This window comes from Nonomuraea sp. NPDC049624 (genome assembly GCF_040675255.1).
GTDB lineage: Bacteria > Actinomycetota > Actinomycetes > Streptosporangiales > Streptosporangiaceae > Nonomuraea.
Map to the genome: position 1 here is coordinate 105972 of NZ_JBFAOR010000015.1, position 23715 is coordinate 129686.

17 protein-coding genes are annotated in these 23715 nt (G+C 71.8%); 7 read left to right on the forward strand and 10 right to left on the reverse strand.

Annotated features, from left to right (window positions below):
* Position 1 precedes the first annotated feature (1 nt).
* Positions 2–703 carry an HAD family hydrolase gene (locus tag AB0J76_RS43115; protein WP_352325214.1) on the reverse strand — a complete coding sequence of 234 codons (702 nt, stop codon included), beginning with the start codon at positions 701–703 and terminating at the stop codon, positions 2–4.
* Positions 704–825: 122 nt separating this feature from the next.
* Entirely contained in the window at positions 826–2361 is a 1536-nt protein-coding gene (locus AB0J76_RS43120) for a long-chain fatty acid--CoA ligase (RefSeq protein ID WP_352325215.1), read from the reverse strand.
* A gap of 147 nt (positions 2362–2508) precedes the next feature.
* Here AB0J76_RS43120 and AB0J76_RS43125 point away from each other — a divergent pair, with 147 nt between their 5' ends.
* Both AB0J76_RS43125 and AB0J76_RS43130 read left to right on the forward strand, forming a co-directional pair.
* Positions 2509–4053 carry a GMC family oxidoreductase N-terminal domain-containing protein gene (locus AB0J76_RS43125; RefSeq protein ID WP_352325216.1) on the forward strand — a complete coding sequence of 515 codons (1545 nt, stop codon included), beginning with the start codon at positions 2509–2511 and terminating at the stop codon, positions 4051–4053.
* 61 nt (positions 4054–4114) lie between these two features.
* Entirely contained in the window at positions 4115–5368 is a 1254-nt protein-coding gene (locus AB0J76_RS43130; protein ID WP_352325217.1) for a cytochrome P450, read from the forward strand.
* A gap of 93 nt (positions 5369–5461) precedes the next feature.
* On the opposite strand, the gene AB0J76_RS43135 is transcribed toward AB0J76_RS43130, so the two are convergent.
* Positions 5462–6058, reverse strand: coding sequence for a TetR/AcrR family transcriptional regulator C-terminal domain-containing protein (locus AB0J76_RS43135; protein WP_352325218.1), 597 nt, complete (start codon positions 6056–6058; stop codon positions 5462–5464).
* A 47-nt stretch (positions 6059–6105) separates the two neighbouring features.
* Between AB0J76_RS43135 and AB0J76_RS43140 the strand changes: the two genes are divergently transcribed.
* Positions 6106–6510, forward strand: a complete 405-nt coding sequence (locus AB0J76_RS43140; RefSeq protein WP_352325220.1) for an ester cyclase — start codon at positions 6106–6108, stop codon at positions 6508–6510.
* A gap of 75 nt (positions 6511–6585) precedes the next feature.
* Here the strand turns inward: AB0J76_RS43140 and AB0J76_RS43145 are convergent, their stop codons facing one another.
* Positions 6586–7554 carry an MFS transporter gene (locus tag AB0J76_RS43145; RefSeq protein ID WP_352325221.1) on the reverse strand — a complete coding sequence of 323 codons (969 nt, stop codon included), beginning with the start codon at positions 7552–7554 and terminating at the stop codon, positions 6586–6588.
* 74 nt (positions 7555–7628) lie between these two features.
* Here AB0J76_RS43145 and AB0J76_RS43150 point away from each other — a divergent pair, with 74 nt between their 5' ends.
* Positions 7629–8462, forward strand: a complete 834-nt coding sequence (locus AB0J76_RS43150) for an alpha/beta hydrolase (RefSeq protein WP_352325223.1) — start codon at positions 7629–7631, stop codon at positions 8460–8462.
* On the opposite strand, the gene AB0J76_RS43155 is transcribed toward AB0J76_RS43150, so the two are convergent.
* Positions 8437–9591, reverse strand: a complete 1155-nt coding sequence (locus AB0J76_RS43155) for an RNA methyltransferase (protein ID WP_364393225.1) — start codon at positions 9589–9591, stop codon at positions 8437–8439. The genes AB0J76_RS43150 and AB0J76_RS43155 overlap by 26 nt on opposite strands.
* Positions 9592–9819: 228 nt before the next feature.
* Between AB0J76_RS43155 and AB0J76_RS43160 the strand changes: the two genes are divergently transcribed.
* Entirely contained in the window at positions 9820–11061 is a 1242-nt protein-coding gene (locus AB0J76_RS43160) for a cytochrome P450 (protein WP_352330884.1), read from the forward strand.
* Between the two features lie 24 nt (positions 11062–11085).
* Here the strand turns inward: AB0J76_RS43160 and AB0J76_RS43165 are convergent, their stop codons facing one another.
* Positions 11086–12816 (reverse strand): hypothetical protein, encoded by a 1731-nt coding sequence (locus AB0J76_RS43165; RefSeq protein ID WP_364393228.1) that lies wholly within the window; start codon positions 12814–12816, stop codon positions 11086–11088.
* 432 nt (positions 12817–13248) lie between these two features.
* On the opposite strand from AB0J76_RS43165, the gene leuS reads away from it, so the two are divergent.
* Positions 13249–15729, forward strand: coding sequence for a leucine--tRNA ligase (leuS, locus tag AB0J76_RS43170; RefSeq protein ID WP_352325999.1), 2481 nt, complete (start codon positions 13249–13251; stop codon positions 15727–15729).
* A 4-nt stretch (positions 15730–15733) separates the two neighbouring features.
* Here the strand turns inward: leuS and AB0J76_RS43175 are convergent, their stop codons facing one another.
* Positions 15734–16702 carry a TIGR03557 family F420-dependent LLM class oxidoreductase gene (locus AB0J76_RS43175; RefSeq protein WP_352325998.1) on the reverse strand — a complete coding sequence of 323 codons (969 nt, stop codon included), beginning with the start codon at positions 16700–16702 and terminating at the stop codon, positions 15734–15736.
* 49 nt (positions 16703–16751) lie between these two features.
* Positions 16752–17174 carry a hypothetical protein gene (locus AB0J76_RS43180; protein ID WP_352325997.1) on the reverse strand — a complete coding sequence of 141 codons (423 nt, stop codon included), beginning with the start codon at positions 17172–17174 and terminating at the stop codon, positions 16752–16754.
* A gap of 156 nt (positions 17175–17330) precedes the next feature.
* Between AB0J76_RS43180 and AB0J76_RS43185 the strand changes: the two genes are divergently transcribed.
* Entirely contained in the window at positions 17331–20477 is a 3147-nt protein-coding gene (locus AB0J76_RS43185; RefSeq protein WP_352325996.1) for a PDZ domain-containing protein, read from the forward strand.
* A 130-nt stretch (positions 20478–20607) separates the two neighbouring features.
* Here AB0J76_RS43185 and AB0J76_RS43190 read toward each other — a convergent pair whose 3' ends face one another.
* Together AB0J76_RS43190 and lexA are read right to left on the reverse strand one after the other, a co-directional pair.
* Positions 20608–21735, reverse strand: coding sequence for an aminotransferase class I/II-fold pyridoxal phosphate-dependent enzyme (locus tag AB0J76_RS43190; protein ID WP_352325994.1), 1128 nt, complete (start codon positions 21733–21735; stop codon positions 20608–20610).
* 402 nt (positions 21736–22137) lie between these two features.
* Positions 22138–22845, reverse strand: coding sequence for a transcriptional repressor LexA (gene lexA, locus AB0J76_RS43195; protein ID WP_352325993.1), 708 nt, complete (start codon positions 22843–22845; stop codon positions 22138–22140).
* Positions 22846–23715 lie beyond the last annotated feature (870 nt).

The following is a 23715-nucleotide window of genomic DNA, read 5'->3' on the forward strand; positions in this document are numbered from 1 at the left end:
ACTAGCGAGCGTCCCCGCCGCCGGGCATCCCGATTATCAGCTCCATGGCCGCGAGCACGTCGTCCACCGTCAGGTCCGCCGGGGGAGCCGCCGCGCCCGTCCCGCGGTCGATCCAGATCGTCCGCAATCCGGCCGCGCGTCCGCCCGCGATGTCCTTGTCCGGGTCGTCGCCCACCATCCACCCGCCGGCCGGCACGGATCCGCACCGGTCGGCGGCGATCCGGAACAGCCGGGCGCCGGGTTTGCGCACGCCCTCCGCGCCGGAGATCGCCCACCCGTCCACCCGCTCGGCCAGCCCGGTACGCCGGATCTTGCCCGTCTGGTTGTCGGCCATCCCGTTCGTCACGATCCCGACCGCCCACCCCGCCGCCCGCAGCCGGTCCAGCCCCGCCAGCACCTCGGCACGGCACTCCACCAGGTACGGCAGCCTGGCCCGGTAGGCCCGCCACAACTCCTCGACGGGCTCGGCAAGCGCGAAGCGCTCGCGGACGCGGGCGAAGAAGGCGTCCATCGGCACGGACCCGTCGGCGTCCAGCCGCACCAGCCAGTCCACGGCGTCCGGGCCCAGCCCGCGCCCCGCGGCGAACTCGGCCGCCCACAGCCGGAATGCGGCCAGCCGGTCGATCAGCGTGTTGTCCAGGTCGAACAGCACGAGCGGGCGGGCCTCGGTGATCGGCGCAGCGGTCGGCTCGATGATCGGCACAGTGGCCGACACAGTGGTCGGCGCAGTGGTCGGCGCAGCGGTCGGCGCACCGGCCGTCCCGGTGGCCGGTGCAGGGGGCGGCGCGGCCGGGAGGCGCGGGCCGGGGCCCGCGCCGTGGCCGGTCAGCGGAGCTCGCGCTTGAGGATCTTGCCCGTGGCCGTCATCGGCAGGGCGTCGCGGAACTCGACGATCCTCGGGTACTTGTAGGCCGCCATGTTCTCCCTGGCCCAGGCGATCAGCTCGTCCTCGGTGACCGACGAGCCGGGCGTGCGGATGACGTACGCCTTGACCTCCTCGCCGTGCGACTCGTGCGGGACGCCCACGACCGCCGCCAGCGACACCGCCTCGTGGGTCATGAGCACCTCCTCCAGCTCGCGCGGGTAGACGTTGAAGCCGCCACGGATGATCATGTCCTTGGCCCGGTCGACGATGGCGTAGTAGCCGTCGGCGTCGCGGGTGGCGATGTCGCCGGTGCGGAACCAGCCGTCCTTGAGCACCTCGGCCGTCGCCTCCGGGCGGCCGTAGTAGCCCTTCATGACGTTGTGTCCGCGGATGGCGATCTCGCCGGGGCCCTCGCCCTCGACCGTCTTCCAGTCGCCGTCGATCAGCTTCATCTCGACGCCCCAGATGGGCGTGCCGATCGTGCCGGGCTTGGTGGGCCGTCCGAGCTGGTTGAAGCTGGCCACGGGGGACGTCTCCGACAGGCCGTACCCCTCCAGGATGCCGATGCCGAAGGTCTGCTCGAAGTCCTTCAGCACCTCCACCGGCGAGGACGCGCCGCCGGCCACGGCCACCTTCAGGCTGCGCGGCACCTCGGCGCCCTCGGCGTGGATCTTCGTGAGCATGCCCCAGTACATCGTCGGGACGCCCGCGAAGGTCGTCACGTTCTCCTTGCGCATGAGCTCCAGGGCCTCGCCCGGCTCGAAGCGCGGCATCAGCACGACCGTCGCGCCGCGCATGAAGGCGGTGTTCATGACGGTCGTCTGGCCGAAGGAGTGGAACAGCGGCAGCACCGCGAGGTAGGTGTCGCCGCCCTCGCTGCGGGGGAACATCCGGTCGCTGATCAGGGCGTTCATCAGCATGTTCTGGTGGCTGAGCTCGGCGCCCTTGGGCTGGCCCGTGGTGCCCGAGGTGTAGAGGATCACGGCGGTGTCCTCGGGGTCGGTCTGCACCGTCTCGAAGTCGGCCGGCACGCCGTTGAGCGCCGCCCACACCGTCTCGCCGTACGGGGACTCGGTGGCCAGGGGGGTGGCGGGCAGCACGAAGAAGTGCTCGCAGCCGTCCGCGGCCTCGAAGCCCGCCTTGCCGCGCTCGCCCAGCGGCAGCTCCGGCGAGCCCTCGAAGCAGAACAGCGCCTTGGCGTCGCTGTCGTCGAGGTGGTAGGCGATCTCCCGGCCCTGCAGCAGCACGTTCAGCGGCACCACGGTCGCGCCGGCCTTGAGGATGCCGAAGTAGACGAAGGGGAAGTACGGCAGGTTGGGACAGGCCAGCGCCACCTTGTCGCCCTTGCCGATGCCCCGCGACACGAGCAGGTTCGCCACCTGGCGGGCGACAGTGTCGATCATGCCGTACGGCAGGCGCATGTCGCCGAAGACGATCGCCGTGCCGTCGGGGTTGTTTCTGGCGCTGTCCTCCAGGACGACCGACAAGTTGAGCATGAACGCCTTCCTCCTCTGTACGCGCTTGCCGCCATCTTGGCATCAGCCCATACCGACCGGTAGGTAACCAAGGTTACAGATGCATATGGACGCGAAAGCTCACCTGGAGTAAGCAAGTGACAGGTTACTTAGCCCCCTGGAGTGCTCATGCAGTACGACTACGTGATCGTCGGAGCGGGGTCCGCCGGGTGCGTGCTGGCCAACCGGCTGTCGGCGGACCCGTCGGTGTCGGTGGCGCTGGTCGAGGCGGGCGGGCATGACGACAAGCTGGAGATCCGCATGCCCGCCGGCTTCGCCAAGCTGTTCAAGACCGACTACGACTGGAACTTCACGACGGCCAAGCAGAGCGAGATGTCCGGCCGCGAGCTCTACTGGCCGCGCGGCCGGGTGATCGGCGGCTCGTCCTCGCTCAACGCGCAGATGTGGGTGCGCGGCTGCCAGCAGGACTACGACCAGTGGGGCGTGCCCGGCTGGACGTACGAGGAGGTCCTGCCCTACTTCACCAGGGCTGAGCAGCGCGTCGGCAGCAACCACGGCGGCGTCTACGGCACCTCCGGTCCGCTCTACGTCTCCGAGCTGCGCAGCCCCAACGTCACCACGGCGGCCTTCCTGCGGGCCTGCGAGGAGCTGGGCCTGACCCGGCTGCCGGAGCTGAACGGCCGCTCCAACGAGGGCTACTGCCCCACCCCCGTCACCCAGAACCGCGGCCGCAGGTGGAGCGCCGCCGACGCCTACCTGCGACCGGCCGCCGCCCGGCCGAACCTCACCGTGCTCACCGGCGCGACCGTGGACCGCGTGGTGTTCGAGGGCTCCCGCGCCGTCGGCATCGAGCACAGCGGCGGCACCCTGGTCAGGGCGGCCAGGGAGGTCGTCCTGTCGGCGGGGGCGATCGGCTCGCCGTACCTGCTGCTGCGGTCCGGGGTCGGCGCGGCCGAGGAGCTGCGCGACGCGGGCGTGCCGGTCGTGCGCGAGCTGCCCGAGGTCGGCAAGAACCTCCAGGACCACCTGGCCTCCGGCGTGTACGTCGAGTGCAAGGAGCCGGTGACGCTGACCAAGGCCGAGTCCCTGGTGAACCTGCTGCGCTACATCGTGCTGCGCTCGGGCATGCTCACCACGAACGTCGGCGAGGCGGTCGCCTTCGTCCGGACCTCGGCCGAGGAGCCCGCCCCCGACATCGAGCTGGTCTTCGCCCCCGGCCCGTTCGTCGACCACGGGCTCACCCCGCCGACCGGCCACGGCCTGACCGTCGGCGTCGTGCTGCTGCAGCCGCAGAGCCGCGGCAGGGTCGGGCTGAGCGGCCGCGACGTGCTGATCGACCCCGGCTACCTGAGTGCGGAGGCCGACGTCAAGCGCCTGGTCGCCGGGCTGAAGACGGCCAAGCAGGTGTTCGCGACGAGCGCGATGAAGCGGTACGCGGGCGGGCCGATGGCGCCGTACTGGGGGCCGGAGAGCGACGAGGAGCTGGCCCAGTGGGTGCGCGAACGCGGCGAGACCCTCTACCACCCCGTGGGCACCTGCCGGATGGGCACCGACGAGGGGTCGGTGGTGGACCCGTCGCTCCGGGTGCGCGGCCTGGAAGGGCTCAGGGTGGTGGACGTGTCCGTCATGCCGACGCTCAACCGCGGCCACACGCACGCCCCGGCGATCATGATCGGCGAGAAGGGCTCCGACCTGATCCTGGGGGACCGGTAGCCGGGCGCCGCGACGCGGCGGACCTTGACGTAAGTGAGCACTTGCCCAAGGCTTGTGTGGTATGACGCTCTCCGCGGATCTGGACATCTCGCAGATACCGTTCTGGGGACTGCCGCAGGCGGACCGCATGGAGACCTTCCGCCGCCTGCGCGGGCTCGAACGGCCCCTCTTCGTGCCGGAGCAGGCCGTGCCGTTCATCGGCGGCGGGCCCGGCTACCACGCCCTCGTGCGTCACGCCGACGTCACCGAGGCCAGCAGGAACGCGGCCGTCTTCAGCAGCGAGCCGTGCTCCAACAGCATCCCCGACATGCCGCGCTGGCTCAGCGTCTACTTCGGCTCAATGATCAACATGGACGACCCGCGCCACGCCCGCCTGCGCAGGATCGTCTCCAGGGCCTTCACCCCGCGCATCCTGTCCAAGATGGAGGAGGACCTGGCCAGGGCCGCCGCCGAGATCGTGGACGAGGCCATCGAGCAGGGTCCGGGCGACTTCGTGGCGCAGGTCGCCGCCCGGCTCCCCGTACGGGTCATCTGCGACATGATGGGGATCCCACCGAAATTTCATGACCTGGTGTTGCGGCGGACCAACGTCATCCTCGGCAACGCCGACCCCGAGTACACCGGCATCGACCCGAACTTCAGCCGCGCCAACGTCGCCCGCGGGCTGGCCAAGCTGCTGCGCGCCGGCTACTCGCTGAACCGGATGGCCGCCCGACTCGGCGACGAGCGCCGCAGACGCCCGACCGGCGACCTGGTCAGCCTGCTCGTGGGCGGCGAGGAACGGCTCAGCTCGCAGGAGCTGGGCTCGTTCTTCATCCTGCTGGTGGTGGCCGGCAGCGAGACCACCCGCAACGCCATCGCCTACGGGCTGAAGCTGTTCACCGACCATCCCGAGCAGCGGGAGCTGCTGCTGGCCGACTTCGACGCGCGCGTCGGCCGGGCGTGCGACGAGATCGTGCGCTACGCGACCCCGGTGATCCAGTTCCGCCGCACGCTGACCCGGGACCACGAGATGAACGGCGTGCCGTACAAGAAGGGCGACAAGGTGCTGCTCTTCTACAACTCGGCCAACCGCGACGAGTCCGTCTTCACCGACCCGGACGTCTTCGACATCACCCGCGACCCCAACCCGCACGTCGGCTTCGGCGGCCCCGGGCCGCACTACTGCCTGGGCGCCCACCTGGCGCGCAGGGAGATGAGCGTGATGTTCCGCGAGCTGTTCACCCGCCTGCCCGGCATCAGGACGTCCGGCGAGCCCGACTTCCTGCTGTCGAACTTCATCAACGGCATCAAGCACCTGCCGTACACGTTCTGACCGCCCCGGCCCGGCCTCGGCCACGTGCACCGGGACGCCCGGGTCGGGTGCCGGCGCGCCGGTGAACACGCGTGGGTGGCACGGCTGAGGGCGTCAGCTTTGCGGAGCGAATCCGCCGAGCAGGGCCGCCACGGCCAGCTCGAAGCGTTCCCGGTGGTCCTCGGGCGTGCCGAGGCCGTCGGCGACCGCCCGCGCCAGCACCGGACGGTCCGTCAGGTCCAGGTCGGGCTGCTGCGGGCTGTCCGGTCCCGCCTCGGCCAGCGTGTGCCCGATCACGAACGTGGACACCGCGTTGATCACGTGCAGCGCCTCCTTGGCCGTGAAGCCCGCCCGGGTCAGCGCGGCGGCGGCGCCTTCGACCATGTCCAGGGCTCCCGGCGTGGCCACCGGCCGGATCGCGACCACCGGCATGAGCGCGGGATGCCGCAGCAGCTCGGCCCTGATCGACTCGGCGAACGTCCGCATCCACACCCGCCAGTCGCCGGACGGCTCGATCGTGACGCGGGAGAGCACCAGCTCGACCAGCCCGTCGAGGACCGCGTCCTTGTTCGGCACGTAGTAGTAGAGCGTCATCGCCTCCACGCCCAGCTCCTTGCCCAGCTTGCGCATGGACAGCCCGGCCGCGCCCTCGCGGTCGAGGAGTTCGAGCGCCGCCTCCAGCACCCGTTCCCTTGACATCCGCTCTCTCATACACCGTAAGATACTCCCGTCTTACACCGTAAGAGAGGAAATTGAACGTGATCACCGACTTCTTCGCCGCCGTCAACGAACGCCGCCTCGACGACCTGGGCGACTACCTGACCCCCGACGTCGTCGACCACAACAAGATCATTTTTGGCGAGCCGGACGAGCCGGGCGCCGCCTTCGAGGGCATCCGGATGCAGCTCGACGCGTTCGACCCGTTCCACATCGAGGTCGAGGAGGTCGTCGCCGAGGGGGACAGGCTGGTCGCCAGGATCCGCATGACCGGCACGCACTCCGGCACCCACCCGCGCATGCCCACGCCCACCGGGCGCAGCTTCGACGTCGAGGCGATCTTCCTGGTCACCCTGCGCGAGGGGCGGATCAGCGAGATCCGCGCGGTCAGCGACCGGCTGGGTCTGTTCCTCCAGCTGGGCTGGGACTGGCCGCAGGCCGACTGACCCGCCTGCCCGCCAGGGCCAGCGGCAGCAGCGCGCCCGCCAGCGCCGGCCCGGCCGCCATCAGCAACATCGCGGTCACCCCGAGCGGTACGGCGCCGCCAGCACCGCCACGCCCACCGCCGTGCCGACCTGCTTGAGCGTGTTCACCGTCCCGGTGGCCATGCCCACCTGATCCATCGGCGCGGTCAGGCCGACCTGGTTGGCCACCACGTTGCCCGCGCAGAGCCCCAGGCCGCCGAGGAACAGCCCGGCCATGATCGGCGTCCACCGGTCGGCCGCCGGGATCGCCATCACCAGCAGCGCCACGGTGATCAGCGCCGGGCCGGCGGCGATCAGCACGCCCATGGGCCAGCGGTGCAGCACCCGGCCGACCGCGATCGGGCCGATGACCGCGGCCACGCTGAAGGCCAGGAAACGCACCCCGGCCTCGCTCGGGCTCGCCTCCAGAGGGCCCTGCACGTACAGGGTGAGGTACGTGAACCCGCCCAGCAGCGCGGCCAGCATGAGCAGCGTCGTGGCCGAGCCGACCGCGAACACCCGGTTCCGGAACAGCCCGAAGTCGATCATCGGGGTCGCCGTCCGCCGCTCGGCGAGGACGAACGCCGCCAGCAGCGCCAGCCCGGCCACCAGCAGCAGCGGCACGTCGTGGATGAGCGCCGGGATGATCGCGAACAGCGCCGCGGCGACCAGCACGACGCCCAGCGGGTCCAGGTGACCCCGGCCGCGCGACTCCGGCACCCCCTGCCGCAGCGCCACCACCACGAACACGCCGATCGGCAGGTTGATCAGGAAGATGGCCCGCCAGCCGAACGTCGCCGTCAGCACGCCGCCCACCACCGGGCCCAGCGTCATCGCCAGGCCGGAGACGGCGCTGAAGATGCCGAGCGCCCGGCCCCGCGCCGGGCCCTCCGGGTAGACCGAGCCGATCTGCGCGGCGCGCAGGGCGGCGCGGATGTCGGGCAGCGCGATCGTCACGGCGGTCAGGTCCACCACCACGAGCACGATGGTCAGTGAGGCCAGAGCGAGAACCCATCCGCGGCGCATACCTGCTCCTCACGATGAAAGGCCCCTTGTGCAGTGGTACTCCCGGAAGGAGGCGAATGCTAGGTTTCGCAGTCATGGAGATCAGAACGATCCACGCCAACGGCGTGGAGTTCGCGTATCTGACCGTGGGGGAGGGGCCGCTGGCGTTGTGCCTGCACGGGTTCCCCGACACCGCGCACACCTGGCGGCACCTGATGCCCGAGCTGGCCGGACGCGGCTACCGCGCCGTCGCGCCGTTCAGCCGCGGCTACGCGCCCACCGAGATCCCGGCCGACGGCGCGTACGAGGAGGCGGCCCTGGTCGCCGACGTGCGCGCGCTGCACGAGGAGCTCGGCGGCGACGAGAACGCGGTGATCGTCGGGCACGACTGGGGGGCCTTCCCCGCCTACGCCCTGGCCGGGCGCTTCCGCCGGGCCGTCGCGCTCGCGGTGCCGCCGCCGGGCGCGCAGCTTCCCGGGCTGCTGGCGTACGAGCAGCTCAAGCGGTCGTTCTACATATTCCTGTTCCAGACCGTGCTGGCCGAGCCGGCCGCCGCCGACCCGGCCTTCCTCGACCGGCTGTGGCGGGACTGGTCGCCCGGCCACGACCCGGCCGAGGACCTGGCGTTCGTCCGGCGCAGCCTGGGCGAGCCCGCCAACATGGCGGCGGCCATCGGGTACTACCGCGCCGCGCTCGGCACCACGCCTCCCTCGGGCCGCTACCCGGACCTCGACCCCGCCACCGCGGGTCCGGTCCTGTACCTGCACGGCGAGCGGGACGGGTGCATGGGCGCGGAGATGGCCAAGGACGCGGCCGGCAGCCTGCCGCCGGGGTCGCGGGTCGAGCTGGTGGCGGACGCGGGCCACTTCCTCCACCTGGAACGGCCCGCGGAGGTCAACCGCCTCATCCTCGACTGGCTCGGCTGCTGAGCACGGTGATCACCGGGTGGCGCCCTGACAGGCTCACCGGGACCGTCTCCTCGACCGCGAACCCGTCCGGCGCGCCGGCCGTTGTCGCACCGGTGCCGGGATCGTCGTGGAGCAGCGCCACGGCCAGGCCGCCGGGTTCCAGCACCCGCCGCACCTCCCGCCACAACGGGTCCAGCCCGGGGCCCAGCAGGCCGCGCGGCGGCACCTGACGTCCCCAGGGCGGGTTCACCAGCACCCGCCGCACGCTTCCGTCCGCCACGGGGAGCCGTCCGGCGTCGGCGAGCCCCCAGCGGAACGGGCCCGTACCGTCCGGTGGCAGGGCGGCCCGCGCGTTCGCGGCGGCCGCCGCGACGGCGGCCGGATCGCGGTCGAACCCGACGAACCAGGAGAGCCCGGAGAGCCCGGCGTGTGGTGCGAGCGCGAGCGGGGAGAGCTCAGCAAATCCGGCGGCTCCGGCGGCTCCGGCGTGCGGCGTGTGGGTGAGCGCGTGCGCCTCGATGAGGGTGGTGCCCGCCCCGCAGCAGGGGTCGAGCACGACGCCGCGGAAGCCCGCCGCGCCCACCCCGGCGAGCTGGGCCATCGCGGCGGCCAGCGGCGGGTGCAGCGTGCCCGGGATCGAGGCCGTCTTGTACGGTCTGCGGTGCAGCGGCCGGTCACCGGCCCGCCGGGCGATGACCGCCTGGTCGCCCTCGATCGTCACCCGCCACGCCGTCGCCCCCGCAGGTGGCCGGCCGCCGTCCCGCCGGGAGTGGTAGCGCAGCCGCCACGACCGGGCCAGCTCGGTCCCGACGGCGTCCTCGATCTCGTGCCTGGTGTAGTTGCGGCGTCCCACGAACGAGGCCGAGACCTCGACGTCGGGGCCGCCGGGCGCGCCGAGGTCGATCCCGCGGGCCGCCCGCGCCAGCCGGGCGAGCGCGGAGCGGCCGTGGCCGACCCCGTCCACCACGGCCGCGGCCAGCAGTACGTCGTCCGCGGTGCGCAATCCCAGGAGCCCGGCGCCGGGCCGGACCTCGAACCACACCTCCCGATGGCGGACGCCGACGACGGCCCCGAGACGGGCACGTCGGATCTCCGCCGCGACCAGGGGCTCGGTGCCACGCACCGCCCTGGCCACCGCCAAGGTGAGCAACTGTTCTTCTCCCACGTAGCGACCCGGGACGGCGGCAGGCCGCCCCGCATCACCGGCGGTGGGTCAGCCCACGGCCCGCCGGCGGATCGCTAGCCGAGGAGGAAGAAGAACGTCATGCGCGGCACCCTACAAAGCCCCGTCCGCGCGAGCCACCGGTTTTTCCGGCAGCCACGTACGGTGTACGTCGAACCCATTGACGTAAGTGGTCGCTTTCCGAATGATTGCCCTATGACCGTCCTGGACTTCGACCTTTCGGACCGGAACTTCTGGGCCAGGCCCATGAGCGAGCGCGAGGCGGCGTTCGACCGGTTGCGCGCCCGCGAGACGCCGGCCTTCTTCGAGGAGATGGAGCTGGCCGTCGCGCCCAAAGGGCCCGGCTACTATGCGCTGGCCAGGCACGCCGACATCCTGGAGGCGAGCCGCAACCCCGAGGTCTTCTGCTCCGGCGACGGCGGCGCGACGAACATCCCCGACATGCCCGCCGAGTTCACCGAGTACTTCGGCTCCATGATCAACATGGACGACCCCCGGCACGCCCGGCTGCGCAGGATCGTCTCCCGCGCGTTCACCCCCAAGATGATCAAGCAGTTCGAGTCGGACGTCGAGGCCGCCGCCGTGCGCATCGTCGACGACCTGCTGGCCGCCGGTCCCGGCGGCGACTTCGTCACCGACGTGGCCGCGCGCCTTCCACTGAAGATCATCTGCGACATGATGGGCATCCCCGAGCGCGACTACCGGTTCGTCTTCGACCGCTCGAACGTCATCCTCGGCGGCTTCGACCCCGAATACACCGGCGGCGACCTCGACCAGCTCGCCACCCGCCTGCTCACCGCCGGCATGGAGCTGCAGCAGCTCGTCCAGGACCTCGCCGCCCACCGCACCGCCAACCCCACCAACGACCTGACGTCCTCGCTGGTCAACGCCAACATCGACGGCGAGCGGCTGACGATGCAGGAGCTGGGCTCGTTCTTCATCCTGCTGGTGGTCGCGGGCAACGAGACGACCAGGAACGCCATCTCCTACGGCCTGCGCCTGCTCACCAAGAACCCCGACCAGCGCGCCCTGTGGCTGGAGGACGTCGAGGGCCGCGCCCCAGGGGCCGTGGAGGAGATCGTCCGGCTGGCCTCGCCGGTGAACTTCATGCGCCGCAAGGTCACCCGCGACCACGAGATGAACGGCCACCTCTACCGCGCCGGCGAGAAGGTGGTGCTGTTCTACTGGGCGGCGAACCGGGACGAACGGGTGTTCGCCGACCCGTACCGCTTCGACATCACCCGCCACCCCAACCCGCACGTCGGCTTCGGCGGGCCGGGGCCGCACTTCTGCCTCGGCGCCCACCTGGCCCGGCGGGAGATCACGGTGATGTTCCGCGAGCTGCTGCGCCGGGTGCCGCACATCGAGGGCGGCCGGCCCGACCGCCTGCACTCCTCGTTCATCAACGGGATCAAGCACATGGAGTGCACGTTCTGAGCCGGGCGCGGCGGCGCCCGGGGCTCAGGACTGCGCGGTCAGCTTGAGCTGGTTCATCACGGTACGGATGTCCGGCAGGAGCTGCTTGCCCTCGTCCGGGATCGACACGAACACGATGGCGGGCACGCTGCCGCCGGTGTTGACCGCCATCGTGACGATCGTGGCCTTCTCCGTGCCGGCGGTCATGGCGTACGCGATGAGCCGGCCGGTGGAGGCGCCCACCTTGATCGGCTGCTGCGCGATCTTCCTGACCTTGTTGCCGTCGGGGTAGAAGTCCTTGCGGGCCTGCAGCACCATGCGCCGGATGACCGGCTCCAGGTCGTCCTTGTCGTACAGGGAGGACATACTGGCCGGCAGCGGGCCCGACATGACCTGGGCGTACTTGTCGGGCGCGACCTCCGTGTACTGACGGGTGTCGTAGCCGAAGGTGGACTTGACCGTGGCCCGCTGGTCGAGCTGCCAGCTGCCGCCCAGGCGGGGCAGCGAGACCCCGGCCGCGGCGTCCTCGACCCGGCCGGTCACCGGGGACGCCTTGCCCGGGTACTTCGGCAGGGCGGGGATCGTGGTGGAGCGCTTGCCCGTGCCCGCCTTCGTGGGGCCGGCCGAGGCCGTGGGGGAGGAGGCGGTCTTGCCCTCCGGGGTGTCCTCGCCGGCCAGCGGGCCCGCGAGGAAGGCCCACAGCAGCGCCGCGATCAGGGCGATCACCACCGAGCCGCCGAGCGCGTAGATCCAGATGGGCTTGCCCGGCTCGTCGTCCAGGGAGTCGTGGTCGCCGCCCTGGTACTCGTCGCCGAAGACGTTGTTCCAGAGCTCCTGCTGGCGGTCGGGAGGCGGGGTGCGCGAGCCGCTGATCTGACCGGCCGTCACGAACCGGCGGTCGGGGTCGGAGGGGTCGCGGTTGAGGTTGGAGCCGGGGCGCGGCTGGTCGGGGTGGCCGTCGCCGGGCATGCCCGGTCCGGCCGGGGGCGCGCCGACGTGGGCCGCCGCGAGCGGGCCCGGGGGCATCGCGGGGTCGCCCACCATGGTGTCGGCCTGCCGGCCGCCGTACATGACGGTGTGCTCGTCGGCCGGGGCGGCGGACGGGCCGCCGGGCCTGCCGGGCCCGTCGAGCGGCGACGGCGCGGGCTGGACGGGGGCGTCGAGCGGGCCGGACGCGCGGCCCAGCGTGACCGTGCGGTCCAGCGGGTCGGCGGCGGACGCCGACGGCGCGGGGGAGGGGGCGGGGGTGGGGCTGTTGGGCCAGGGCGCCGGCGTGGACAGGTTGGACCACGCGCCGGGGGACGGCGTCGGCGGCTGCGACCAGGCGGGCACCGGGTCCTGCGGCTGGGCCGGCTGCTGCTGCTCCGGCCACGAGACGGGGACCTCCTGGCGGGGGGCCTCGGGCCAGCCCTGTTCCTGCCGGGGCGGGTCGGGCCAGGACGGCCGCGCCGGCTCCGGCCACGACGCGTCGCCGCCCCGCTGCTGCGCCCGGCCGTCGTCGCGCGAGGAGCCGGTGCGCGGGAGGTCGTTCCGCGAGGAGTCGTTGCGCGGCACGTCGGGCCAGGAGCCCTCGGGGCGCGGCGGCTCGGGCCAGGACGGCGCCTGCGGGGCCTCGGGCCAGGACGGCTGTGCCGGGGCGGCCTCCGGCCACGACATCGGCACGCCGGAGGACTCCTGCCCGCTGGACGGCCAGGAGGAAGGCACGTCGTTGCGGGCCTCCGGCCAGGACGGTGGCAGGTGCGACGCCCCGGAGCTCGCGGAATTCTCCGTTGCCATTGCTGCCGGCCCTCCCGAGGTTGTGTCCGGATGTGCCGCTATATCCGGATTTGACGTACCAGGCATGATCTCATGGGATTTTCCAGGAGATACGGCTGGTTTCGCAGCGAAACGAGCGAAGCCGCGCGGATCGGTTGGCGGATCCTGCAGCGGCAGGTCGCCCTCCGGTCGATCTGGCTCAGCTGGGTACACCACGCGACGACAGTATTCTAAAGGGACATATGAGGTCACAACGGATACATCACCATCAGGTCTCGCTGGACCTGAAGGGTCTATTGTGCCTGCGCCGGTCGCCGGAGTATCTGCATTCCGTCGAAGACGTGCGCTAGGCTTGACACATGCGTTCCGCGACCCTGCTTCTTAGCGGGCCGCGACGGCCCTGAGAGGTCTCGCCGTCGCGGCTACCCCTCGTCGTGCACGAGGGGTTTTCTTATGGGTCCGAGTCAAGCCAGAAGGACAGTAGCCGTGAGTGAGTACGACCCGCAGGCGCTGCAGGCCAAGTGGCAGCAGCGATGGGAGGAACAGGACACCTACCGGGCGAGCGAGGACGCGGCCGACCCCCGGGAGCGGCGCTACATGCTCGACATGTTCCCCTACCCGTCGGGCGACCTCCACATGGGCCACGGCGAGGTGTTCGCCATCGGCGACGTCGTCGCGCGCTACTGGATGCAGCAGGGCTACAACGTCCTGCACCCGATCGGCTGGGACTCCTTCGGGCTGCCCGCCGAGAACGCCGCGATCAAGCGCAACGCCCACCCCGCCGAGTGGACCTACGCCAACATCGAGACGCAGGCCAACTCCTTCCGGCGTTACGGCATCTCCTTCGACTGGTCGCGCCGCCTGCACACCAGCGACCCCGAGTACTACCGCTGGAACCAGTGGCTGTTCAACCGCTTCTTCGAGCGCGGCCTGGCCTACCGCAAGGGCGGCCTGGTCAACTGGTGCCCCAACGACCAGACGGTGCTGGCCAACGAGCAGGTCGTGGCCGGCAAGTGCGAGCGCTGCGGCGCCGACGTCATCCGCCGCGAGCTGACGCAGTGGTACTTCAAGATCACTGACTACGCCCAGCGCCTGCTGGACGACATGGAGCAGCTCGACGGCTGGCCCGAGCGCCTGCTGACCATGCAGCGCAACTGGATCGGCCGCTCCGAGGGCGCCGACGTGCTGTTCGAGATCGAGGGCCGCGACGAGCCGGTCCACGTCTACACCACGCGCCCCGACACCCTGTACGGCGCCACGTTCTTCGTGGTCGCGGTCGACGCGGCGCTGGCCGACGAGATCGTCACCGACGAGCAGCGCCCGGCCTTCGAGGCCTACCGCGCCGAGGTCGCCAAGCTGAGCGACATCGAGCGCCTGTCCACCGACAAGGAGAAGACGGGCGTCTTCCTGGGCCGCCACGCGGTCAACCCGGTCAGCGGCGAGCGCATCCCGGTCTGGGCGGCCGACTACGTGCTGTCCGACTACGGCCACGGCGCGATCATGGCCGTGCCCGCCCACGACCAGCGCGACCTGGACTTCGCGCGGAAGTTCGACCTGCCGGTCAAGGTCGTCGTGCACACCGGCCTGGCCGACCCCGGCGAGACCGGCGAGGCCACGCCCGGCGAGGGCACGCTGGTCAACTCCGGCCCTCTCGACGGGCTGACCAAGGCCGAGGCCATCGCCAAGATCATCGAGATCCTGGAGGCCGAGGGCCGGGGCGCCGGCGCGGTCAACTTCCGGCTGCGCGACTGGCTGCTGTCCCGCCAGCGTTTCTGGGGCACGCCGATCCCGATCATCCACTGCGCCGACTGCGGCGAGGTGGCCGTCCCCGACGAGCAGCTGCCCGTCACGCTGCCCGACCTGCGCGGCGAGGCGCTGGCGCCCAAGGGCGTCTCCCCGCTGGCCAGCGCCACCGAGTGGGTCAACGTCGAGTGCCCCAAGTGCGGCGGTCCGGCCCAGCGCGACACCGACACGATGGACACGTTCGTCGACTCGTCCTGGTACTTCCTGCGGTACACCTCGCCCGGTTACACCGACGGGCCGTTCGACCCCGAGCAGGTGCGCAAGTGGGGCCCGATCGACCAGTACGTCGGCGGCATCGAGCACGCCGTCCTCCACCTGCTGTACTCGCGCTTCTTCACCAAGGTCCTGCACGACATGGGCATGGTGAGCTTCACCGAGCCGTTCCTGCGCATGCTGAACCAGGGGCAGGTGATCAACGGCGGCAAGGCGATGTCGAAGTCCCTGGGCAACGGCATCGACCTGGGCCAGCAGATCGACGCCTTCGGCGTCGACGCCGTCCGCCTGACGATGATCTTCGCCGGTCCGCCGGAGGACGACATCGACTGGGCCGACGTCTCGCCGGCCGCCTCGCAGAAGTTCCTGGCCCGCGCGCTGCGCGTGATGTCGGAGGCGACCGCCGAGCCCGGCGTGCCGTTCGAGGGCGGCGACGCCGAGCTGCGCAAGGTCACCCACCGCACGATCGACGAGGTCACCAAGCTGGTCGAGTCGCAGCGCTTCAACGTCGCGGTGGCCCGCATGATGGAGCTGACCTCGGCCGCCCGCAAGGCCATCGACTCCGGCCCCGGCGCGGCCGACCCGGCGGTGCGCGAGGCCGCCGAGTCGCTGGCCGTCATGCTGTCGCTGGTGGCGCCCTACGTCGCCGAGGAGGGCTGGGAGCGCCTGGGCCGCACCGGTCCTGTCGCCTTCGCCGGCTGGCCCGTCGCCGACCCCGCGCTGCTGGTGCAGGAGTCGGTCACGTGCGTGGTGCAGGTGGCGGGCAAGGTGCGCGACCGGCTGGAGGTCGCCCCCGACATCTCCGAGGACGAGCTGCGGGCCCTGGCCCTGGCCTCCGACAAGGTGGCCGGCTACCTCCAGGGCACGCCGCGCAAGGTGATCGTGCGCGCGCCCAAGCTGGTCAACATCGTCCCGTAGGCGGCTAGATCCGGCGCAGGGCCGGCAGGAGCTCCTTCTCCGCCCAGTCGAAGAACGGCTCCTGCTGGTCGTGCCCGATCTGCACGAGCGCCACGTGCGTGTATCCGGCGTCGGCGAACTTCTTGACGCCCTGCACGACCGCGTCCACGTCGTCGCCGCAGGGCACGCTCTCGGCGACGTCCTCGGGGCGTACCGAGCCGGCCGCGGCGGCGAAGTTCACCGGGCCGGGCAGCTCGGCCATGACCTTCCAGCCGCCGACGCCCGACCAGCGCCACAGCCGGTGGGCCCGCTCCTTGGCGGCCTCGGGGTCGGTGTCGTAGGCGATGGGGAGCTGGCCGTAGACCGGCTTGCCCTGGCCGCCCGCGGCGTGGAACTGCTGCACCACCTCGGGCATCGGGTCGTTGATGACCAGCACGTCGCCCAGCTCCGCGGCGATCTCGGCCGACCGGCCGCCGGAGGCGGCGATGCCGATCGGCACCTGCTCGTCGGGCAGGTCGTAGAGCTTGGCGGAGTCGACGTCGAAGAACTCGCCCTGGTAGGTGACGTACTCGCCGCTGAACAGCTCCTTGATGATCTGCACGGCTTCGGCGAACATCCGGTGCCTGGTGTCCACCGGCGGCCAGCCCTCGCCGACGACGTGCTCGTTGAGGTTCTCGCCGGCGCCCAGGCCCAGGGTGAACCTGCCCTCGCTCAGCACCCCCATCGTGGCCGCCTTCTGCGCCACCACGGCCGGGTGGTAGCGCATGATGGGGCAGGTCACGTACGTCATGAGCGGCAGCCGCTCGGTCACCTGCGCCGCCGCGCCCAGCACCGACCAGCAGTACGGCGAGTGGCCCATCTCCTCGATCCACGGGAAGTAGTGGTCGGAGATGACCGCGTAGTCGAAGCCGACGCGCTCGGCGGTGGCGGCGTAGTCCACCAGTTCGCGGGCCGGGGTCTGCTCGGACATCAAGGTGTAGCCGATTTGTACCATGTGGTCGGGCTACCCAGCTTTGTCCGGATTAGGGTCGGGCATCCGGAGATCAATCGTCACTGCGGAGCTCCTCGATCACCAGCCCGAGGCCGATGGCCAGCAGCCAGAGGTCCTTGGACAGGCCGATGCCCTGCTGGGTCGGGCGCAGGCTGCCCTCCTCGCGCATGCCCGGCGTCCTGAGGTAGAGCCCGAGCAGGCCGGCCGCGAACGCGGTCAGCCCCGCGCCGGCCAGCAACGACGGCACGAACGGCAGGGCGAGCGCGGCCCCGAGGGCGAGCTCGCCCTTCGACAGCAGCCGGGTGAAGGCCACCGGGTCCTGGCCGCGCAGGAACGGGTACGTGCCCGCGGCCATGCCGTGCAGGCCGGCCGCCGTCTGCTCGTCGGCCTTGGTCTTGCCGAACCCGGAGTTGAGGATGATGGCGGCGGCGGCCAGGCGGCCCGGGAGCTGGTGCGGTCGGACGAAAAATCGCATGATTCCTCACAGTGTGTGATTTGTAGCGATTGGCTCCTTCCCTGCCGTTCCCCGCACATCCGGGGCATCGGGCGGTCTTGGCTGTTCGCGGACGGTGGCGCCGTGCTCTGAGAGAAAATCTTTAGCTGGTTTGGTGTCTCGCATTAGTGTCTAGCTGTGACATATGGCGCATACCTGAGATATCCACATCTGTCCGGTGACCTGGTCACCTTCGTCGCCGACGACGATGTCTGGCTCGCCCCCGTCGCCGGCGGCCGGGCCTGGCGCTTCACCGCCGACCGCGTGCCGGTCTCCGCCCCGCGGTTCTCGCCCGACGGCTCGCGCATCGCGTGGACCAGCGGCAAGGAAGGCGCCCCCGAGGTGTTCGCGGCCGAGCTGGACGGCGCCGAAGGCACCCGGCTGACGCACTGGGGCAACGCCATGACCGGCGTCCGCGGCTGGACCGGCGACGGAGCCGTGCTCGCGGTCAGCTCCACCGGGGAGGCGTCCCGTACCCGGCTGTGGGCGTACGCCGTCCCGCTCGACGGGGGGCCGGCGGAGCGGCTGCCGTACGGGTGGGTCAGCGAGGCGGCCGTCAGCGGCGCGAAGGTGGCCACGGTGTCGCCGGTCTGGCGCGAGCCGTCCCAGTGGAAGCGCTACCGGGGCGGCACGGCGGCCAAGATCTGGGTCGACGCCGACGGCGACGGGGAGTTCGCCCGGCTGTTCGCCGACAGCCCCGCCCAGTACTGGGCGGTGAGCTGGGTCGGCGACCGGATCGTCTACCTGTCCGACGCGGACGGCGTGGGAAACCTCTACTCGGCCCTTCCCGACGGGTCCGACGTGCGCCGGCACACCAGCCACGACGAGTTCTACGCCCGTCACGCCACGAGCGACGGTGAGCGGGTGATCTACAGCCACGCGGGGGACCTGTGGCTGCTGGAGAGCCTGGACGCCGAGCCGTACAAGCTGGAGGTCAAGCTCGGCGGCCCGCGGCCGGGACGGGCGCGCCGGCCCGCGCCCACGCGCGTCGGCGCCTTCTCCCCGGACCCGACCGGGCGCGCCAGCGCCGTCGAGATCCGCGGCACCGCGCACTGGGTGACCCACCGCGACGGGCCCGCGGGCGCGCTCCGGGTGGAACCCGGCGTGCGGGTGCGCCTGCCGCGCGCCCTCGGCGCCGACGGCCGGGCCGTGTGGGTCTCCGACGCCGGCGGCGAGGACGGCCTGGAGATCGGCACCCCCGGCGGCGAGATCAGGAGCCTGGCCGGCGGGCAGCTCGGCAGGGTGCTCGAACTGACCGCCGCGCCCGACGGCAAGCACGCCGCCGTGGCCACGCACGACGGGCGGCTGCTCGTCGTGGACCTGGAGTCGGGCGACCTGCGGGAGCTCGACCGCACCACGCAGGGCGACATCAGCGGGGTCACCTTCTCGCCGGACTCCGGCTGGCTGGCCTGGGTGCACCCCGACCACGAGCCGCTGTCGCAGATCAAGATGGGCCGCGTGGACGGCACGTCGGTGATCGACGTGACGCCGCTGCGCTTCTCCGACTACGACCCGGTGTTCACCAAGGACGGCAAGCACCTGGCCTTCCTGTCGGTGCGCACGTTCGACCCGGTGTACGACGCGCACGTGTTCGACCTGTCGTTCCCGGCGGGCTGCCGGCCGTACATCGTGCCGCTGCAGGCCGCCACGCCGTCGCCGTTCGACCCCTCGTTGCAGGGACGGGGGTTCAACGGGGAGGACGACAAGCCCGGCAAGGACGACAAGAAGGACGACGCGCCGCCGCGTACCGAGGTGGACCCCGAGGCGCTGGCCTCCCGCGTGGTGCCCGTCCCCGTGCCGGCGGGCCGCTACGGCAACCTCAGGACCGCCAAGGACGCGCTGCTCTGGCTCCGCCACCCCCTGACGGGCCAGCTCGGCGACGGCACCGAGCCGGTGAACGAGACCGTGCTCGAACGCTACGACCTCAAGAAGCGCGCCAAGGCCGAACTCGGCAAGGATGTGCGGGCCTTCGAGGTCAGCGGCGACGGCACCAGGCTCGTCACCAACGGCAAGAACGGCCTCCAGACGCGGGCGGCCGGCGAGGGCGACGAGGTCGTCACGATCGACCTCGACCGGATCGCCGTCCAGATCGACCCGGTCGCCGAATGGCTCCAGGGCTACCGCGAGGCCGGACGGCTCATGCGCGACCACTTCTGGCGCGAGGACATGGGCGGCGTCGACTGGCAGGCCACGCTCGACCGGTACGAGCCGCTGGTCGGCCGCCTCGGCTGCCACTCCGAGCTGATCGACCTGCTGTGGGAGGTGCAGGGCGAACTCGGCACCTCGCACGCCTACGCCAGGGGCCACGACGGCGTCAGCGACCCGCGCCGCCGCCAGGGCCTACTCGGCGCCGACCTGGCCAAGGACGAGGACGGGACCTGGCGGGTCCAGCGCATCCTGCCGGGCGAGACCTCCGACCACGCGGCTCGCTCGCCGCTGCTCGCGCCCGGCGTCGCGATCCGTCCCGGCGACGCGATCGTGGCGGTGGGCGGACAGCCGGTCGATCCGGTACGCGGTCCGCTCGCGCTGCTGTCCGGCACCGCCGACCAGCCCGTGGAGCTCACCGTGCGGCCCGCGGCCGGCGGCTCGCCGCGCCGGGTCGTCGTCACCCCGCTCGCCGACGACAGCCAGCTGCGCTACCACGACTGGGTGGAGAGCCGGCGGGCCTTCGTCCGCGAGGCGTCCGGTGGGCGGCTCGGTTACCTGCACGTCCCGGACATGGTGGCCTCGGGGTGGGCGCAGTTCCACCGCGACCTGCGTACCGAGATGGCCTTCGACGGGCTGGTCGTGGACGTGCGCGAGAACGGCGGCGGGCACCTGTCCGAGCTGGTGCTGGAGAAGTTGTCGCGCAAGGTGACCGGCTGGGCGCGGGCCCGCGGCTACGAGCCCATGCGCTACCCCGAGGACTCGCCCCGCGGGCCCATCGTGGCGGTCGCCGACGAGTTCGCCGGGTCCGACGGCGACATCGTCAGCGCCGGGATCAAGAACCGCGCCCTCGGCCCGCTGGTGGGCACCAGGACCTGGGGCGGCGTCATCGGCATCGACTCGCGCTACTCCCTGGTGGACGGGACCGTGGTGACCCAGCCGCGGTACGCGTTCTGGCTGGAGGGGCCGGGCTGGGGCGTGGAGAACCACGGCGTCGATCCCGACGTCGAGGTCGTGATCACGCCGCAGGACCGGGTGGCGGGCCGCGACCCGCAGCTGGCCAAGGCGGTCGAGCTGGCGCTCGCCGCGTTGGAGGAGCGCCCGGCGGCGACCGCGCCGGACCTGCCGCCGCTGAGCTGACCGTCCTGAGGGGCAGCCCGTCGGGGCCGCCCCTCAGCTCGGCACCAGCTGCCCCTCAGCTCGGCACCGGCTCCGGCCGCCCTCAGCTCAGTCGGGTGAGAATCTCCGAGAGCGGCGGTTGCGTCGCCACTCAGCTCAGTCGGGTGAGAATCTCCGAGAGCACAGGTTCCGTCGTCGCGAAGTTCAGCCGTACGTAGTCCGCGCCGCCCGGGCCGAACGCGGCGCCGTCGTTGAGCTGGACCTTGGCCTCCCGCTCGATGACCTCGGCCATGCCCGGCTGCCCGGTGTGCAGCCACGCCAGGTAGGTGGCCTGGGGCATCCGGTACCCGAACCGGTCCGGCAGCCGCTCGGCGAGCAGCCGGCGGTTGTGGTCGAGCAGCGCCCGGGTCCGGTCCAGCCAGGCGTCGCCGTGCCGCCAGGCCGCGACCGTGGCCTCCACCCCGAACAGGTGCGTCGACCCGAAGAGGAACGGCGGCTGCGCCGCCAGGGCCGCGCGCACCCCGGCGTGCCCGATGTGGGCGACCGAGCAGCGGATGCCGCCCAGGTTGAACGCCTTGGTGGCCGAGGTGAGGGTGACCGTGCGCTCGGGGAGGATCGTGGCGAAGGGGATGTGCCGGTGGGGCGCGTAGGTGAGGTCGGCGTGGATCTCGTCGGCCAGCACCAGCAGGTCGTGGCGCTCGGCGTGCTCGGCCAGCCCTTCCAGCTCGGCGCGGGTGAACACGCGGCCCGTCGGGTTGTGCGGGTTGACCAGCAGCAGCACCCGGCAGCCGGACAGGTCGGGCACCTCGAACCGCCAGGCGTCGCCGTCCGGTTCGAGCTGGATGGGGACGAGCGGACGTTCCATCACGTCGAGGGTCGTCAGGAACGGGTGGTAGGCGGGGGTGTGCAGCGCGACGCCGTCCCCTGGCTTGGTCCAGAGGTGCAGCAGCACCTGGAGGGCCTGGTTGATGTCGCTGAAGGTGTGGACGTGCGAGGGGTCGGCCGTCCAGCCGTGGCGGACGGCCATGCGCTCGGCGAACGCCTCGGCCAGGGGGCCGGCCTGCGGCTTGTCCAGCCAGGTCGGGTAGCCGAGGTCGCCGGCGGCGCGGCGGGTCAGGGCCTCGACCACCTCGGGGGCGGTGGCCAGGTCCATGTCGGCGATCCAGGCGGGGATGACACCGGGGGCGGTGATTGCCCATTTGAGACCGTCATGCGTCTCTTTGAGGTCCTTCAACTCTTTGGAGGCGGGGGTCTCTTTTGGGGCATTCGTGTCGGTCACGGGCACAGTCTAGGAGTTTGCGGTGTGGCGGAAGGGGGCCTGGTGCAGGTGCCTGCCGATGGGGGCGGCTGCATGGCCGGCGTGTCGAACCGGGGAGCGGACGTCCGGGTCGGGGTGGTGTGCGGGGCCGGCCGCGTTGTGTTCTCGGGCCAGAAGGAACGTCCCGGGAGAAAGGTGTCCGGGGCCCGAAGGAACGTCCCGGGAGAAAGGTGAGCGGGCGACGACGACGCCGCCCTCCACGCGAGGCCCGGATGGAAGAGCCTCAGCGTTGGAGGGCGGCGTTCGGTGCGTGCGACTTGCGAGGAATCGCCACATGGCGCCGACGACCACAGCCCCCGTGCGAGGGAGGCCGGATCGCAGGAAATCGAACGGCGGCCGCAGGAAAGGGCGCCGGCCGGAGGTTCAGAGGCGGCGGAGGACGGCCACCACCTTGCCCAGAACACTGGCCTCGTCACCGGGGATGGGCTCGTAGTTCGGGTTGTGCGGCACCAGCCACACGTGCCCGTCCTTGCGCTTGAACGTCTTGACCGTGGCCTCGCCCTCGATCATGGCGGCCACGATGTCACCGCTCTCGGCGACCGGCTGCTGGCGGACGACCACCCAGTCGCCGTCGGCGATGGCGGCCTCGATCATCGAGTCACCGGCGACCTGGAGCAGGAAGAGCGTGCCCTCGCCGACGAGCTGCTTGGGAAGGGCGAAGACGTCCTCCACGCTCTCCTCGGCCAGGATCGGACCACCGGCGGCGATGCGGCCCACCAGCGGGACGTAGGCGGCGGTCGGCCGGCTCACCGGAGCCTCGTCGTCGGTGGCGTCGGGGTCGACCCACAGCACGGGCTCGCCGGGCAGGCGCACCTCAAGGGCGCGCGGCCGGTGCGGGTCGCGCCGCAGGTATCCCTTGCGCTGCAGGGCGGTCAACTGGTGCGACACGCTGGACGTGCTCGTCAGCTGCACGGCCTCGCCGATCTCGCGCATCGAGGGCGGGTAGCCGCGCTGCTGCACCGAATCGCGGATCACTTCGAGGATCTTGCGCTGCCTGGGCGTCAGGCCCAGGGAGTCGCGTCGGCGCACCGCGAGGTCTGTGACCCCGTTAGCGTCTTCCCGCTCGCTCATGCTCTTCCTCCTCGCCTGGCGGCGGCCCGCCTCACTGGCGAACCTCCCGGTCCGTGGTCTTGATGTCGCACACAGCGACCGTATCGCTGTTGAAGATCATCTTCAAACAATTGTTCGAGTCTTCCTCGAAATTGTCGCCAGCGTGGTGTACAACATCGTACGGGAGTTCGATCGACACCGTGTTCGATTTGCTGATCTTATTTTGGCCGTTTCCTCGGGCCAGACGGCGGGAGGTCAATCGTGCGAACGACCCCGAGCACCGACACGACCAGCGAAGACGCCAACCGGCTCACCCTCATCGCCGACGCCACCCGGGGCGGTGGCCGACGGGGAGACGACCCGCAAACCGGCTCCGGCCACCGTGAAAATCCGGGAAAACGACCGGCTTCCGATTCGAACACCCGGCGGCGTCGCGCCAGTGGCTCCGGGAAGGTCGCTCAAGGCTCGGACCGTCCCCGGCTGTGGCTGGTCCCCTCCCCGCGTCCCGACGCGGACACGGATGCCGACCGGCCGCTGCCTCGGGAGGTCGGTGGGCGGTCGCTCGCCGACGACACGCTGACCGGTCGCCGCCGTCCCGAAGGTACGCAGGGCGCGCCCGACACGGACGTGACCAAACCGCGCGCCCGCCCGCCCGAGCCCGGCACCCGGCGCCGACGGCCACCCGAAGCGGCCGGACGACGTCCGGAGGGAGAGGCGGAGGGGCGGGGACGCCGACGTCAGGCGGAGGGGGCGGGTAGGCGCGACGAGGCGGTGACGTCGGGACGCTGGGGGCTGGTGGCATCGGGCAGGCGAGGTCAGGCAGGCCGCGCGGGGCGGCCGGCGGGCCGGAACGCGGGGATCCCGCGGGAAGGGGAGCGGGAGCGCCAGGCG

Coding starts and splice junctions, on each gene's coding strand:
- lexA (WP_352325993.1), bottom strand. CDS start 22,845: ATGAGCGAGCGGGAAGACGCTAACGGGGTCACAGACCTCGCGGTGCGC.
- AB0J76_RS43135 (WP_352325218.1), bottom strand. CDS start 6,058: ATGAGAGAGCGGATGTCAAGGGAACGGGTGCTGGAGGCGGCGCTCGAA.
- AB0J76_RS43165 (WP_364393228.1), bottom strand. CDS start 12,816: ATGGCAACGGAGAATTCCGCGAGCTCCGGGGCGTCGCACCTGCCACCG.
- leuS (WP_352325999.1), top strand. CDS start 13,249: ATGGGTCCGAGTCAAGCCAGAAGGACAGTAGCCGTGAGTGAGTACGAC.
- AB0J76_RS43130 (WP_352325217.1), top strand. CDS start 4,115: ATGACGCTCTCCGCGGATCTGGACATCTCGCAGATACCGTTCTGGGGA.
- AB0J76_RS43125 (WP_352325216.1), top strand. CDS start 2,509: ATGCAGTACGACTACGTGATCGTCGGAGCGGGGTCCGCCGGGTGCGTG.
- AB0J76_RS43145 (WP_352325221.1), bottom strand. CDS start 7,554: ATGCGCCGCGGATGGGTTCTCGCTCTGGCCTCACTGACCATCGTGCTC.
- AB0J76_RS43150 (WP_352325223.1), top strand. CDS start 7,629: ATGGAGATCAGAACGATCCACGCCAACGGCGTGGAGTTCGCGTATCTG.
- AB0J76_RS43175 (WP_352325998.1), bottom strand. CDS start 16,702: ATGGTACAAATCGGCTACACCTTGATGTCCGAGCAGACCCCGGCCCGC.
- AB0J76_RS43180 (WP_352325997.1), bottom strand. CDS start 17,174: ATGCGATTTTTCGTCCGACCGCACCAGCTCCCGGGCCGCCTGGCCGCC.
- AB0J76_RS43160 (WP_352330884.1), top strand. CDS start 9,820: ATGACCGTCCTGGACTTCGACCTTTCGGACCGGAACTTCTGGGCCAGG.
- AB0J76_RS43120 (WP_352325215.1), bottom strand. CDS start 2,361: ATGCTCAACTTGTCGGTCGTCCTGGAGGACAGCGCCAGAAACAACCCC.